Origin of the sequence: Pseudomonas sp. CFBP13528, assembly GCF_005233615.1 — a bacterium.
Classification (GTDB): Bacteria; Pseudomonadota; Gammaproteobacteria; order Pseudomonadales; family Pseudomonadaceae; genus Aquipseudomonas; species Aquipseudomonas fluorescens_AM.
Genome location: NZ_QGAJ01000005.1, coordinates 295,780 through 311,513, shown reverse-complemented (window position 1 = coordinate 311,513; position 15,734 = coordinate 295,780). Strand labels below are relative to the sequence as shown.

The 15,734-nt window shown below is 61.6% G+C and carries 10 protein-coding genes and 1 other RNA gene; 10 read left to right on the top strand and 1 reads right to left on the bottom strand.

What is annotated here, in order from left to right; genetic code table 11:
* Positions 1–42: 42 nt before the first annotated feature.
* From PspCFBP13528_RS13280 to PspCFBP13528_RS13235, 9 genes are all read left to right on the top strand, one after another.
* The gene (locus tag PspCFBP13528_RS13280) at positions 43–702 is read left to right on the top strand and encodes a GntR family transcriptional regulator (protein ID WP_137200370.1); all 660 of its coding nucleotides are present in this window, start codon (positions 43–45) and stop codon (positions 700–702) included.
* Between the two features lie 2 nt (positions 703–704).
* Positions 705–4,193 carry a chromosome segregation protein SMC gene (smc, locus tag PspCFBP13528_RS13275; RefSeq protein WP_137200369.1) on the top strand — a complete coding sequence of 1,163 codons (3,489 nt, stop codon included), beginning with the start codon at positions 705–707 and terminating at the stop codon, positions 4,191–4,193.
* A gap of 326 nt (positions 4,194–4,519) precedes the next feature.
* A complete protein-coding gene (zipA, locus tag PspCFBP13528_RS13270) occupies positions 4,520–5,380 on the top strand; it encodes a cell division protein ZipA (RefSeq protein ID WP_065949801.1) in 861 nt (286 codons plus the stop codon).
* 87 nt (positions 5,381–5,467) lie between these two features.
* Positions 5,468–7,825, top strand: a complete 2,358-nt coding sequence (gene ligA / locus PspCFBP13528_RS13265) for an NAD-dependent DNA ligase LigA (RefSeq protein WP_137200368.1) — start codon at positions 5,468–5,470, stop codon at positions 7,823–7,825.
* Positions 7,826–7,945: 120 nt separating this feature from the next.
* A complete protein-coding gene (locus PspCFBP13528_RS13260; protein WP_137200367.1) occupies positions 7,946–9,112 on the top strand; it encodes a putative zinc-binding metallopeptidase in 1,167 nt (388 codons plus the stop codon).
* Positions 9,113–9,380: 268 nt separating this feature from the next.
* Positions 9,381–9,477: signal recognition particle sRNA small type (ffs, locus tag PspCFBP13528_RS13250), an RNA gene on the top strand.
* A gap of 147 nt (positions 9,478–9,624) precedes the next feature.
* On the top strand, positions 9,625–11,586 hold the full coding sequence (locus tag PspCFBP13528_RS13245) for an AAA family ATPase (RefSeq protein WP_137200366.1): 1,962 nt from the start codon (positions 9,625–9,627) through the stop codon (positions 11,584–11,586).
* Positions 11,587–11,743: 157 nt separating this feature from the next.
* Positions 11,744–12,790 carry an N-acetylmuramidase family protein gene (locus tag PspCFBP13528_RS13240; protein WP_137200365.1) on the top strand — a complete coding sequence of 349 codons (1,047 nt, stop codon included), beginning with the start codon at positions 11,744–11,746 and terminating at the stop codon, positions 12,788–12,790.
* 1 nt (position 12,791) lies between these two features.
* Entirely contained in the window at positions 12,792–13,382 is a 591-nt protein-coding gene (locus PspCFBP13528_RS13235) for a hypothetical protein (RefSeq protein WP_101220718.1), read from the top strand.
* Positions 13,383–13,782: 400 nt separating this feature from the next.
* Here the strand turns inward: PspCFBP13528_RS13235 and PspCFBP13528_RS13230 are convergent, their stop codons facing one another.
* Entirely contained in the window at positions 13,783–14,646 is an 864-nt protein-coding gene (locus tag PspCFBP13528_RS13230) for a LysR substrate-binding domain-containing protein (protein ID WP_065949795.1), read from the bottom strand.
* Between the two features lie 101 nt (positions 14,647–14,747).
* On the opposite strand from PspCFBP13528_RS13230, the gene PspCFBP13528_RS13225 reads away from it, so the two are divergent.
* Entirely contained in the window at positions 14,748–15,647 is a 900-nt protein-coding gene (locus PspCFBP13528_RS13225; protein WP_065949794.1) for a DMT family transporter, read from the top strand.
* Positions 15,648–15,734: the final 87 nt, after the last annotated feature.

The following is a 15,734-nucleotide window of genomic DNA, read 5'->3' as shown; positions in this document are numbered from 1 at the left end:
CACTGCCGCGCTTGTACCGATAGAAGATTTTGAAGGGAAAACATGACGTTCAAGGCGCCGGACAGTCTCGCCGAGCAAATCGCTCACCACCTCGCCGAACGTATCATTCGCGGCGATCTCAAGCCTGGGGAGCGGATCCAGGAACAGAAGGTCACACTGGCGCTGAATGTCAGCCGTGGTTCCGTGCGCGAAGCCCTGCTGATCCTCGAACGCCGGCACCTGATCGCGATCCTGCCGCGCCGTGGCGCTCACGTCACCGAACTCACCGCACACAAGGTGCAGAGCCTGTGCACGTTGATGGGCGAGATGTACATCCTGCTCGGCAATGCAGTGGCCGAAGGCTGGCAGACCCAGGCCGACATGGCGCCATTCCTGCAAATCCAGCAGCGCCTGATGGCCAGCTTCGAGCGCCAGGACATCCGCGCCTTTGTCGAAGAAAGCTTCAATGTGATGCGCGCCGCGTATCCCTTCGCGAACAACCCGTACCTGCAGGAAACCGTCGAGAACCTGCAGCCGGCGATGAACCGCGCCTATTACCTGGCCCTTGACCAGCGCAAGGCGGAAATGAGCGAGTACCTCGCACTGTTCGAACAACTGCTCGCTGCCGTACTGGCCCGCGACCTGGCGCAGATCCGAAGGGTGCTGTCGGCCTACTGCCAGCGCAGCAGCTCGCTGGTCATCGCCGCGTTGGCGGACGCCTAAACGTGCGGCTCAAGTGCATCAAACTGGCGGGGTTCAAATCCTTCGTCGACCCGACCACGGTGAACTTCCCCAGTAACATGGCGGCGGTGGTCGGGCCCAATGGCTGTGGCAAGTCGAACATCATCGACGCCGTGCGCTGGGTGATGGGCGAGAGCTCGGCGAAAAACCTGCGCGGCGAGTCGATGACCGACGTCATCTTCAACGGCTCCACCAGCCGCAAACCGGTGAGCCAGGCCAGTATCGAACTGGTGTTCGACAACTCCGACGGCACCCTGGTCGGCGAATACGCGGCCTACGCGGAAATCTCCATTCGCCGTAAGGTTACGCGCGACAGCCAGAACAGTTATTTTCTCAACGGCACCAAATGCCGTCGACGCGACATCACCGATATCTTCCTCGGCACCGGCTTAGGCCCGCGCAGCTATTCGATCATCGAGCAGGGCATGATCTCCAAGCTGATCGAAGCCAAGCCCGAAGACCTGCGCAACTTTATCGAGGAGGCGGCCGGCATCTCCAAATACAAGGAGCGCCGCCGCGAGACCGAAAACCGCATTCGCCGCACCCATGAAAACCTCGCCCGCCTGACCGACCTGCGCGAAGAGCTGGAGCGCCAGTTGGAGCGCCTGCACCGCCAGGCCCAGGCCGCCGAGAAGTATCAGGAATACAAGGGCGAAGAGCGCCAGCTCAAGGCACAACTGTCGGCCCTGCGCTGGCAGGCGCTGAACGACCAGGTCGGCCAGCGTGAAGCGATCATCGGCACCCAGGAAGTCAGCTTTGAAGCGCTGGTGGCCGAGCAGCGCAACGCCGACGCCAGCATTGAACGCCTGCGGGACGGGCACCATGAGCTGTCCGAGCGCTTCAATCTGGTGCAGGGCCGCTTCTATTCGGTGGGTGGCGATATTGCTCGCGTCGAGCAGAGCATCCAGCACGGCCAGCAGCGCTTGCGCCAATTGCAGGATGATCTGAAGGAAGCCGAGCGCGCGCGCCTGGAGACCGAATCGCACCTGGGCCACGACCGTACATTGCTGCTGACCCTGGGCGAAGAGCTGGACATGCTCACCCCCGAGCAGGACATCACCAACGCCGCCGCCGAAGAAGCGGCCGCCGCCCTGGAAGACGCCGAAACCGGCATGCACGGCTGGCAGGAGCAGTGGGACACGTTCAACCTCACATCCGCCGAACCGCGGCGCCAGGCCGAGGTGCAGCAATCGCGTATCCAGCAACTGGAAACCAGCATGGAGCGCCTGGCTGAACGCCAGCGCCGCCTGCAGGAAGAGCGCGTGTTACTCGCCGCCGACCCGGAAGACGCGGCGATCATGCAGTTGAGCGAACAGCTGGCCGAAAGCGAGATGACCCTCGAGGAGCTCGAGGCCAGCGAAGAGCAGCAAGTGGAACGCCTGGAGCAACTGCGTCAGCAATTGCAAACGGCGACCCAGGCGCAGCAACAGGCCCAAGGTGACCTGCAGCGGCTCAACGGGCGACTGGCCTCATTGGAAGCCTTGCAGCAGGCCGCGCTGGACCCTGGCACCGGCACCGCCGAATGGCTGCGCGACCAGCACCTGGCCGAGCGTCCGCGTCTGGCCGAAGGCTTGAAGGTCGAGGCCGGTTGGGAACTGGCGGTGGAAACCGTACTGGGCGCCGACCTGCAAGCCGTGCTGGTGGATGATTTTGGCGGCTTCGACCTGGCGGGTTTCACCCAGGGCGACCTGCGCCTGCTCAGCCCTGCAGCCGATGGCGCGCGCGTGCCGGGTAGCCTGCTGGACAAGGTCGAGGCGGCGATTGACCTGTCGCCGTGGCTGGGCCAGGTCAAGCCGGTCGAGTCACTTGAGCAAGCCCTGGCCCAACGCGGCCAATTGGCGGCCGGCGAAAGCTTGATCAGTCGCGACGGCTATTGGGTCGGCCGCCACTTCCTGCGCGTACGCCGTGCCAGTGAGGCCGAAAGCGGTGTATTGGCCCGTGGCCAGGAAATCGTCAACCTGAGCGCCGAGCGCGAAGAGCGCGAGGCGACGCTGGAAAGCCTGGAAACCGAACTGCAAACCCTGCGCGCCACCCAGCGCCAGCAAGAGACCGGCCGCGAACACCTGCGCCGCCTGTTACAGGACGAAGCGCGTCAGCAAGGCGAATTGAAAGCGCAACTGTCGGCGAGCAAGGCCAAGGTCGAGCAACTGACCCTGCGCCGCACCCGCCTTGACGAAGAAGTTGCCGAAATGGGCGAGCAGCGCGCCCTGGAGCACGAACAGATCGGCGAAGCGCGCCTGCTGTTGCAGGAAGCCCTCGACAGCATGGCCCTGGACACCGAGCAGCGCGAACTGCTGCTGGCCCAGCGCGACAGCCTGCGCGAACGCCTCGACCGCGTGCGCCAGGAGGCCCGCCAGCACAAAGACCACGCGCACCAACTGGCGGTGCGCCTCGGCTCGCTGCGCGCCCAGCACACCTCCACGGCCCAGGCCCTTGAACGCCTGGAGATGCAGTCCGAACGCCTCACCGAAAAGCGCGAGCAGTTGAGCCTCAACCTGGAGGAGGGCGAAGCGCCCCTGGAAGAGCTGCGCCTCAAGCTTGAAGAGTTGCTCGACAAGCGCATGACCGTCGACGAAGAGCTCAAGACCGCGCAGATCGCCCTGGAGGACGCCGACCGCGAACTGCGCGACGCCGAAAAACGCCGCACCACCGCCGAACAGCAATCCCAGCTGATTCGCGGTCAGCTCGAACAGCAGCGCATGGAGTGGCAAGCCCTGACCGTGCGCCGCAAGACCTTGCAGGACCAGTTGCTCGAAGACGGTTACGACCTGCACGGCGTACTCGACACGCTGACCGCACAGGCCAACGAAAAAGACGCCGAAGAAGAACTTGAGCGCATTGCCGCGCGTATCCAGCGACTTGGTGCGATCAACCTCGCGGCCATCGATGAGTACCAGCAGCAGTCCGAGCGCAAACGTTATCTGGATGCCCAGAACGCCGACCTGGTCGAAGCGCTGGATACGCTGGAAAACGTGATTCGCAAGATCGACAAGGAAACCCGCAACCGCTTCAAGGATACCTTTGATCAGATTAATGGCGGTTTACAGGCGTTATTCCCAAAAGTTTTCGGTGGTGGCAGTGCCTACTTGGAACTGACAGGCGAAGATCTACTCGATACAGGGGTAACGATCATGGCGCGGCCTCCGGGCAAGAAGAACAGCACCATCCATTTGTTGTCCGGCGGCGAGAAGGCGCTGACGGCCCTGGCACTGGTATTTGCCATCTTCAAGCTGAACCCGGCGCCGTTCTGCATGCTCGACGAAGTCGATGCACCGCTGGATGACGCTAACGTTGGACGCTACGCTCGGCTGGTCAAGGAGATGTCCCAGACCGTGCAGTTCATCTATATCACCCACAACAAGATCGCCATGGAAATGGCCGATCAATTGATGGGCGTGACGATGCATGAGCCGGGCTGTTCGCGTTTGGTGGCGGTGGATGTGGAAGAAGCGATGAAGATGGTGGACGCCTAGCGGCGTAGCGGCAAGTTGCAAGCGGCAAGCTGCAAGTGAGTTGGCTTGAGCTTGCGGCTTATAGCTTGAAGCTTGAAGCTTGAAGCTTGAAGCTTGAAGCTTGAAGCTCGTAGCTCACAGTCACCCCCGGCGTAAGAAGAAGGTACTGGCGAACGAAAGTGCCAATCCGATACATCTCTCGCCAACTGTGCTAATTTAATGTCAATTTTTCGTACGCGTGGGCAAAACGTCAGTCAGAACATAGAGTTGGCGCCACGTTTTAAAGCGGTTTGCACGGTGCTAAACCCCTTATTTTTCAGCATTTTTTATTAGAGGCACGGGATTACATGGAAATCGGTCTGCGCGAGTGGCTGATCGTCATCGGCATCATTGTCATTGCCGGTATTCTTTTTGATGGCTGGCGCCGTATGCGCGGTGGCAAGGGCAAGCTTAAATTCCGCTTGGACCGAAACCTGTCCAACCTGCCTGACGACGACGGCAGCGCCGAGCTGCTGGGGCCGCCCCGTGTGCTGGATACCCACAAGGAACCGCAGCTGGACGAGCACGACTTGCCGTCGATGAGCGCGCCGGTGCGTGAAGCCCGGGAGTCGTCCAAGCGTGGCAAGCGCGGCAGTGCCGGCGTGGCCGAGCCGCATCAGGGCGACCTGAACCTGGATGTCGATGAAGGCCCGAGCTTCAGCAGCCGCGACGATGATTTCCCGGATGAAAACAGCGGCAAGGCACCGTCGCGCCAATCGGTCAACGATCAGCCGGCTGCCGAAGAGGTATTGGTGATCAGTGTGATCTGCCGCGATGCCGGTGGCTTCAAAGGCCCGGCCCTGTTGCAGAACATCCTTGAGAGCGGCCTGCGCTTTGGCGAGATGGATATTTTCCACCGTCACGAAAGCATGGCCGGCAACGGCGAAGTACTGTTCTCCATGGCCAACGCGGTCAAGCCCGGCACGTTCGACCTGGACGACATCGACCTGTTCAGCACCCCGGCGGTCAGTTTCTTCCTCGGTCTGCCAGGCCCGCGTCACCCCAAGCAAGCGTTCGACGTGATGGTGGCCGCGGCCCGCAAGCTGTCCCAGGAACTCAACGGGGAGCTCAAGGACGACCAACGCAGCGTCCTCACCGCCCAGACCATCGAGCATTACCGTCAGCGCATCGTCGAGTTCGAGCGTCGCGCCCTGACACAGAAACGCTGAGGATTGCGCCTCGGCGTTGTCAGTAGAATAAGCGCACTAACATATTGAGCAGCTTCGGCTGCTCTTTTGCTTTATGAGAGAACACCCATGACCGCCGCCCATACCCGCATCCTCGAACTGCGCGCTGAACTGGATCAGCACAACTACCGTTATCACGTCCTCGACGAGCCGAGCATTCCGGACGCCGAGTACGACCGGTTGTTCCATGAGCTCAAGGCGCTGGAAGCCGAGCATCCGGAGCTGGTGACGCGTGATTCGCCGACACAGCGGGTCGGCAGCGCGGCGCTGTCGGCGTTTACTCAAGTCCGGCATGAAATCCCCATGCTCAGCCTCGGCAACGCTTTCGATGAAGCGACCATGCTGGAATTCGACCGCCGGGTGACCGAGGGCCTGGATCTGCCGGCCGGCGACCTGTTCGCCAGCGTCGAATACAGCTGCGAGCCAAAGCTGGATGGCCTGGCGGTCAGCCTGTTGTATCAGGACGGCGAACTGGTGCGCGGCGCCACTCGCGGCGACGGGACCACCGGCGAAGACATCAGCGTCAATGTGCGCACCGTGCGCAACATTCCGTTGAAGCTGCACGGCAGCGGTTGGCCGGCCACCCTGGAAGTGCGCGGTGAAGTGTTCATGTCCAAGGCCGGTTTCGAGCGCCTGAACGCCTCGCAACTGGAGGTCGGCGGCAAGACCTTCGCCAACCCGCGCAACGCGGCGGCCGGCAGCCTGCGCCAACTGGATTCGAAGATCACCGCCAGTCGTCCGTTGGAATTCTGCTGCTATGGCATCGGCCAGGTGACGACGGATATCAGTGACACTCATATCGGCAACCTGAAGCAGTTGCAGAAGTGGGGCATGCCGATCAGTCATGAACTGAAACTGGCCAAGGGCATTCAGGAATGCCTGGACTACTACCGCGACATCGGCGAACGGCGCAACAGCCTGTCGTACGAGATCGACGGGGTGGTATTCAAGGTCAACAGCACCGCCGCCCAGCGGGAACTGGGCTTCCGCGCCCGTGAGCCGCGCTGGGCCATTGCGCATAAATTCCCGGCCATGGAAGAACTGACCGAGTTGCTCGACGTGGAATTCCAGGTCGGCCGCACCGGCGCCGTCACGCCCGTGGCGCGTTTGAAACCGGTCAAGGTTGCCGGCGTGACCGTGTCCAACGCCACCCTGCACAACATGGACGAAGTGGCGCGCCTGGGCCTGATGATCGGCGATACGGTGATCATCCGCCGCGCCGGGGACGTGATCCCGCAGGTGGTGTCGGTGGTCACCGAGCGTCGCCCGGAGCACGCGCGCGCGGTGCAGATCCCTGAAAGTTGCCCGGTGTGCGGTTCCCACGTGGAGCGCACGCAACTGGTCAAGCGCAGCAAGGGCAAGGAAACCGTCAGCGACGGCGCGGTGTACCGCTGCGTCGGGCGCCTGGCCTGTGGCGCGCAGCTCAAGCAGGCGATCATTCATTTCGTCTCGCGCCGTGCCATGGACATCGACGGCCTGGGCGATAAAACCATCGAGCAACTGGTGGATGAAAAACTCATCGGCTCGCCGGCCGACCTCTACAAACTCAAGTACGAGCAGATCATCGACCTGGAAGGCTTTGCCGATATTTCCAGCAAAAAGCTGATCGCCGCCATCGAAAACAGCAAGACGCCGACCCTGGCGCGGTTTATCTACGCCCTGGGCATTCCCGATGTGGGCGAGGAGACCGCCAAGGTGCTGGCGCGCTCCCTGGCTTCCCTGGAACGGGTGCAGAAGGCTCTGCCGGAAGTGCTGACGTACTTGCCGGACGTAGGCCTGGAAGTGGCGCACGAGATCCATAGCTTCTTTGAAGACCGCCATAACCAGGAGGTGATTGGCGCGCTGCTGTCGCCCGATGAGTGCGCCCTGCAATTGCAGGAGCAGGGCGACCTGAGTGCCGAGTTCGCCGCCAGCACCACCCTGGGCGGCCTGCTCGACAAGCTGCACGTGCCCTCCGTGGGACCGGGCGCGGCGCAGAAACTGGCGGACAAGTTCGGCAGCCTCGAAGGCGTGATCAAGGCCGACTGGCTGGACATGCGCCAGGCCCTGCCCGAGAAACAGGCCAAGGCCGTGCGCGACTTTTTTGATAGCGAGGACAACGCCCACCGCGCCCTGGCCATCGAGCAGCAGCTCAAGGACTTCGGCATGCACTGGCAGAGCGAGAAAAAGGTCGTCGAAGGCCTGCCGGAAGCCGGGCATACCTGGGTGCTCACCGGCTCCCTGGAGTTGATGAGCCGCGATGTGGCCAAGGACAAACTCGAAAGCCTGGGCGCCAAGGTGGCCGGTTCCGTTTCGGCGAAGACCCACTGCGTGGTGGCCGGGCCGGGCGCCGGCTCCAAATTGGCCAAGGCCAGCGAACTGGGGCTCAAAGTGCTCGACGAAGAGGCCTTCGTCGCCTTCCTGGCCAAGCACAACATCGCGGTCTGATTGCATCCTGTGGCGAGGGAGCAAGCTCGCGCCGGGCTGCGAAGCAGCCCCTCTCCAGGAAAGTGGAACGATCCCGAGCGGTAAATGATCTAGTCTCAGTCACCCTTGGGAGAGATCGCCATGTTCCGCTACTTCGAGCAACTCAGCACGCGCATCGCCGCACCGTTCATGGCCGGATCCTCGCGTAACAGCAAGGTATGGCAATGCCGCTGCGGCCAGTCCTTGTTCTTTCGCAACAGCCAATGCCTGGCCTGCTCGGCGCTGCTGGGCTACCACCCGCAGCAAAGCCGCCTGTCTTCACTGCAACCCGGTCCCGTGGCCGACACCTGGCTGATGGACGCCAACCTCGACGCCGGCGCCTTTCGCCGCTGCGCCAACCTCCAGACCCCGGCGGCGTGCAACTGGCTGATCCCGGCGCACAGCACCTCGGCCCTGTGCGTGGCGTGCAGCCTGAACCGCACCATCCCTGATTTGTCCATCGCGGAAAATCCCGAGCGCTGGCGCAAGGTGGAAACCGCCAAGCGCCGACTGGTCGCCCAGCTGGTCAGCCTGGGCCTGCAGGTGGTGCCCAAAAGCGTCAACGAAGACACCGGCCTGGCGTTCGACTTCGTCGGCATCGACCTGCAAGGCAATGCGCCCACTACCGGTCACGCCAACGGCCTGATCACCCTCGATATCAAGGAAGCTGACGACGCCCATCGTGAAAAGGTTCGCGTGCAGATGCATGAGCCCTACCGCACCTTGCTCGGTCACTTTCGCCATGAGGTCGGCCACTATTACTGGGACCGCCTGATCGCCAACAGCCACTGGCTCGAGCCGTTTCGCAGCCTGTTCGGCGACGAACGCGCCAGTTACGCCGACGCGCTCGACCAGCATTACCAGAACGGCCCACGCCCGGACTGGCAGCAAACCTGCGTCAGCGCCTATGCCACCATGCACCCCTGGGAAGACTGGGCCGAGACCTGGGCGCATTACCTGCACATGATGGACGCGGTCGACACCGCCCTGGGGTTTGGCATGAGCGCTCGGGAGATGGACCTCGATTACCAGCCGTTTCCCCTGAGCACCTTGTACGACCCCGAACACCCTGGCGGGGCGGCGTTCCTCTCCTTCGTCAATGCCTGGATCGAACTGGCCGGCATGCTCAACGAACTGTCGCGCAGCATGGGCCAGCCGGATTTCTACCCCTTCGTGCTGCCCCCGGCGGTGATTGCCAAGCTGCACTTTATCCACCTGGTCATCCAGGAAGAGGGCGGCAGGGCCGATGAGGTGCTGCAGGCACAATGATGAAATGTGCGAGGGCAAGCCCTGATACCAGTCTGTAGGAGCACGCTTGCTCGCGAAAAATTTACAGGCACCGCGTTCATTCAGAAAGCACGCGTTATCGTTGACGTTTTTCGCGAGCAAGCTCGCTCCTACAGAGTGGCTGGGATAGCGTCATTGTTGAGGGCCATGGCAAGTACTTGAAGCTTCTCATTTTTTTACGGTTGTAACTTCCGATGAGATCGGTACAATGGCCCCGCTTGCCGAGAGGCCAGCGTCGTTATGGTGACCCCATCGGTCCCCCCGCAACGATTACCCGTGAACCTGGTCAGAGCCGGAAGGCAGCAGCCACAGCGGGAACATTGTGTGCCGGGGTGTGGCTGGTGGGGTTGCCTCCATAACGCTCCCTTCTGTAATACCCCCCAAAATCTCAATTATTCAGCCAGTCATCTGTGACGCTTATTGCGCAGTGCATGACGACCCTTCCACGACTGGTGGCATACTCCCAAGCGTCTTTCCCCTGGCCATGAGGCTGTATGCACTCGGAACATTTTGATTTATCCAGCCCCGTGTTCTTGCCGATCACCGATGAAACCTGTGCGGGTTTGTTGGGTTCTGACGGTGCGGGTGCGCTGGAAACCCTGAGTGAGCCGGAGCTGGCAGCGCTGCTGGTTATCCAGAATCTGGCGCAGATGCCGGAACACGAGTTGAGCGCAGTGGGCGCTGAAAGAGTGTTGGCCAAGCTCATTGGCTGGGCGGCGCAGGGCAGGCATTCAGCTGCCGTGAGCTTGCTGTCGGAGGCACAACGGTTGTTTGACCCGCGCAAGCTGTACTTCGGCCTCAATGTGGTCAAGAGCCTGAAGTTGCGTTTTCTGTTGGCGGATGAAGTCCTGGCGCGAGATTATTTATTGCCCGACGGCCAATGGGACGTCGAGTACAAAGTCCGTCACCTCAAGGCAAACAATCCCTTCCGCCAGCAGATGGTCACGCCCAGGCATCGCGAGCGCTGGCTGAGCGCCGAGCAGGACAAACTGGTCAGGACCTTTCGCGCCAACCTGAACGAAGACCTGCATGTCCAAGGGTACGCCGGCATTGGCAAGAGTCACCTGCTGGTGGCGCTGATGGAGCATCTGCGACCCGAAAAGACCTTGTTGCTGGCACGTACACCGGCAAAGCTTCAAACCCTGCGCGCGCGCATGGTGGGCGTGCGGGAGAGAAAGGCCGGGCAAACCTTTCACGGGTTTGCGCACGTCTTGTTACATGGCCCAAGGTCACAGCCGCTGGCTACGCAAGGGCGCGTCCCGAGCAAGCAGACACTGGCGCAGGAATTGAACATCTTCGGTTTTCGTCATCTGCAAGGACAGGCGCTGCTGGATGTCTGCCTCAAGGTGCTTGAAAACTACTGCGGCTCCCGGGACTACAGCCTGTCGGCGAAGCATCTGCCGCACTTCAAGCAAGCGCTGTCCAGCGTTGATGCCAAAGTACTTGTCGAATACTCCAGCCGGTTATGGACCTACCTTGAGGCGAATCCGGCCTGGAGCGCTCACACCGGATTTGAAGCGTTGTTGATGGTCAAGCGCGCCAGCCTCGCCGGCAGTGTGGTGCCTGAGCGCTATACCCATGTGTTGATTGATGAGAGCCAGGACATTCCGGCGCCCTTGCTGCAAATCATCGAGCGCGGGCGCCAGGTGCTGATCACCCTGGGCGACGAGTATCAGCAGGCCAGCGGTGTACTGGTCAAGCGCGCGCGCGAGGTTCGCCATACGGATGTGAGCTATAGCGTACGCTCCGGGCGCAACGTCGAGCGCCTGGTCAATCCCTTGATCAGCCAGCACTCGCAGAAAAGCAAGGTGCTCTTCGAGGGCGCACGGGATGCGGACGTCGGTATCGAGCTGTATCCCCAGGGCTTTGTACCGCCGCCAGGCTGCGTGGTGCTGACCGCGTCCTATTGGGACACCATGAAGTGGCTCATGCATCTGAGCGAAGAGCGCCGTGCCTGTGCGTTTGCCAGCAGCGAAGCGCAGCAGGATCTCAAATACTTCATGGACACCGTCATCGCGTTGTTCAAACCCGAATTCTATGGCAGCGAGTACAGCGACCGTGGGCCTCATTCGTTTTTCAGCGATATGGCCGACTGGCAGCAGGTGCGCGACACGTGCCGGTTCGATGACGCGTTTCTGTGGGTCGAGGCGGAACTGGAAAAAGGCTTCAATGTGGCCGACGTGACACGGTTGAACAGGCTCAGCGGTCACCCGGGCGAGCGCTGTTTGTTGATGTTGGCGCAAGACGCCGGCGGCATGGAGTTCGAGCGTGTCCTGCTCACGCCCGAGTTGCTCACCACTGTGAAATTCCAGGATGCCTATGCGTTCGATCAGCGCTTGTGTGCGGTGTACATCGCGATTTCCCGCGCCACCGTGCAGCTTTATCTTCCCTACGACGTGGTCGAGTGGATCGACTACCACCAGTACCAGAAGACCCGCGATGTGCATGGCTACTGAGTGATTTACTCTGGCTGATTCACAACTTTCGAAACCCTCTCTGGACAACCCCAAGGCACCTTGTTAGCTTCCGCCGGCCACTTGTTTCAGAGTATGACAAGGGCGTGGACTTGATATCGAAGCGCAATCGCTTCTTTACCTCACAAGGATGTCTGTCATGAAAAGCCTGCAAGGGTTGCCTCGTCTTATCAGTGCCTCGGTCGGCACGCCCGGCAAAGCCCGCAACTTGCCCGCCGATGTTCAGTGCATCCAGTATCTCTTCAATCTGATCATTCCCAAGCTGGGTTTCGCCTTGCCCGAAAACGGCAAATGCGACGGCCAACTGGTGCAGTGCATCAGCCAATACCAGTTCCGTCATCTCAAGTACGCCCATCCCGATGGCGTGATCGACCCTACCGGTCGTACCTTCAACAGCCTGATCGAAGAGGCATTGAAGGTGCCGGTGACGGCCTTCCCGGCGATGCGCATTCCGAGTTTTCTCAACGCCTTCGGCAATAACAATGCCGATGCGGTGCAGGCCACCGTGAATGTCTATCTGAACCAGATGCGTGCGGTGATCGAGGCCGAACGGCGTAACCGGCAGTTGATGATGCAGTCCACTTGCGATGGCGGCATGACGCTCAGCGACACTGACTTTCAGAACGCCGCCAAGCAGTTGGGCAACGGGATCTCGGTGAATGTCATCAAGGCGTTCGCCACTATCGAATCGGGCGGGAAGGTGGGCTTCGGGCCGGCGAAGTTGCCGATCATCGCGTTCGAAGGCCATCATTTTCGCAAGTACACCAAGCACATTTACGACCAGTCGCACCCGCTGCTGTCGTACATCTACAAGAAGAAAGCCGGGCCGCAGTGGCAGGCCAACAACAAGGACCAGGTCAAGGCCTGGGAAACCATGGCCACGGCGTTTGCACTGGATCAGGAAGCGGCGTTGCTGTCGGCCTCGTGGGGGATGTTTCAGATCATGGGGTTCAATTTCGCGTCTTGCGGATTCAAGACCGTGTTTGAGTTCGTGGCGTCCTTGAAGGTCAATGCCGGCAATCAGCTCAAGGCCTATCTCAGCCTTTGCGGCAAAAATACCGCGTTGATGACGGCCATGAAAAACAAGGACTTTACCGCCATGGCCCGCAACTACAACGGTGAGGACTACGGCAACTACGACGTGCTGATGAAGCAGGCCTACGACGTACTGGAAGGGAAGAAATAAGATGATGCGTTTTCTGGCGGTGGGTGTGTTGTCGTTATGCGTCGTGGTGCCGGCGTTTGCAGGGCCTGGCGCGTTGCAGTCGGGCAAGTACGAAGGGCTGATGCTGGCGGTGACACCGCAGCAGCAGGTCGAGGGGTTCTACTCGGAGGCGATGGGGGAGGGCGTCACGCGGGGGTGCAGCTTCTTTCTGCAGGGTAAGCCGCAAGCGCTGACCACCTGGCGCGATGCAGCTTATCCCGGCAGCGTGGCGGCCTCGGCCGACGGCGTGACCCTGACCGTGGAGCAAGGTCGCCAGCATCCAGGTTGTATCAATGTGTTGATGCCGGACATCGCCACGGGCCTGGAGTTGAGCCAGACCGCGCGGAAAAAATGGATCGGCCTGGTGACGGTATCGGCGCAAAAGGCCTACCTGTTGAAAACGCCGGGCGCCAAAGCGACAAAGCGTCCCTACATCGTCAAAAATGATGTGGTGGGGGTACTGGCGTTCAAGGACGGCTGGGCGCAGGTGGAATTTGTCAATGCTGACGAGCGTTCGTTCACGGGCTGGATCAGCCAGGACCAGTACGCACGGCTGGCTGCACCGAAGATCTAGAAAATGTGGGAGGGGCTTGCCCTCGATGGCGGCCTCAGGGCCGACCAGGATGTTGGATTGGACCGGGNACCAAAAAGGCTCTTGCCCCACCACTCGGCACCTCGCCTAGGCTCGGTGTGCCCGAACGCAGGCTTGAATCCGTGGGCCGCCGCCACGCGCCATCCATGGCGCGGGGCGGCTAACCCGGCGTCCTGCCGGGTTACCCACGGATTCAAGCCCGCGTTCGGCCAGCGTGGTTTAACGGGGCGCCTGAGATCAAGATCAAAAGCCAGATCAAGATCAAAAGCCAGATCAAGATCAAGAGCGACTCGCTGCGCATCGTGGTTAGCGTTGGGCGCTACAGAGCTGTGTAGATATCCATGGCTATCGGGGCAAGCCCCCTCCCAGATTTTGGATTGGGTCAGCCGAAGGTTTCGCGCAGCAGCCCGGCAAATGCGTCCCGTGCCAGGTGCCGTTGGGTGTCCGTGTGCCAGAATAGCAGGTTGTCCACGGGCGCCAGCGCTTCGAAGCGATACGATGCCAACGCGTTGGCCTGCTCATAGCGCGCCAGAATGCCTTCCGGCGCCAATGCCACGCCAATGCCCGCGCTGACGCAACCGATGATCGTGCCCCAACTGGCATAGCTGGCAATCGCCGGTTTGACGTCATGGGGCTTGAGCCAGTTTTCCAGGGCGGCGCGATAGGGGCAACCCGGCGGCCACACCAGCAAGGTGCGACCGGCCAGGTCCCGGGCGCTGTTGATGGGGGCGCTGCACGCGCTGGCGATCAATACCAGGCGTTCGCTGTAGACCACGCTGTGCTCAAGTTTGGCGCGCGGGTTGCCGGATGCCACCAGCGCCACATCAAGCCGATGGTGCTGCAGGTCGTCCAGCAATTGCGCCCAGGCGCCAGTGACCAATTCCAGGCTGACCTCAGGGTAGCGCCGGTGGTACTCGGCCAGCAGCGGCGGCAGGCGCCCGCTGGCGCTGGACTCCACCGCGCCGATGCGCAAGGTGCCACGAGGGGTCGCGGTGGCATCCACCGCGCGTTTGGACTCGTCCACCAGCGCCAGGATGCGCTCGCAATAATCCAGGAAAATCTCCCCGGCGGCGCTGATCGCCAGCCCGCGTCCGGCACGGATGAACAAGGCTGTGCCCAACTCGCTTTCCAACTGCTTGATACGCGTGGTGATGTTGGACGGCACGCAGTGCAATTGCAGGGCGGCCTGGGCCACGCTGCCGGTTTGCGCCACGGCTCGCACCATTTTCAGTTGGGCCAGTTCCATTGCTCAGTTCCCGTGATCTCAGAAGTCAGAAACGCTTAATTGTGCTGCGCCTGGCGCGGGCCAAGACTGACGGCATTCCCACCGAGTGCCGGATGCCGCCGATGAATGCCCCGTCTCCTGTAAAGCTTACGCTAGTCGTTGCCGTCGTCATCCTCTGTTGGGCGTATTCGCCGATTGGCGTGCACGTCGGCTTGCACAGCTACAGCCCTGGCCACCTGGCGCTGCTGCGGTTCCTGATCGCCTCGGTGTGCATGGGCGCGGTGGCGCTGGTGACGGGCATTGGCCGGCCGCGCCTGCGGGATTTGCCGTGGCTGCTGGTGCTGGGTTTTTTCGGCGTATTCCTGCACCACACCTGCCTCAATAGCGGCCAGCAATGGGTGAGCGCGTCGGCGTCCAGCGTGCTGGCGCAGTCGGCACCGCTGTTCAGTGTGTTGATTGCGTTTTTCTGCCTGAAAGAGCGGGTCAGTGCCTGGCGCTGGGGGTGTGTGCTGTTGGGATTGTGGGGTGTGCTGGTGGTGATCCGGGGCGGGCATGGCATGGCCGACATGGACCCACGCGGCTTGCTGATCCTGCTGGCGGCCCTGTCCTGGAGCGTGTATTTCGCTGTCCTGCGACATTACGCTTGCCGCTACAGCCCGCTGACGCTGGCCTGCTATATGGTCTGGTCCGGCACCTTGATGCTGTGCGTGAACCTGCCCGGTCTGCCCGCTGCAGTGGCACGGGCACCGTTGCCGGAAAACATGGCGGTGCTGGTGCTCGGTATTTTTCCCAGTGCCCTGGCCTACCTGGCCTGGGGCTACGTGCTCAAGCACGTTGAAGTCAGCCGCGCCTCGGTAGCGATGTACCTGATCCCACCCGTGGCGATGATCATGGCCGCGATGCTGCTGGGCGAGCGCATTACCCTGCAGGTGCTGCTGGGCGGGCTGATGGTGCTGGCCAGTGTGGCCGCTATCGGTCTGGAGGCGCGCTGGGTGCGTTCTTTGCGGCGTACAGCCGGATAATCACGTGGATCGACGCGGCGGGTTCAGGCCTTTGAGGGGCGCTTAGTCAGATAAGACGAGCGTGCCGGATGCAATTTCCCCCTTGCT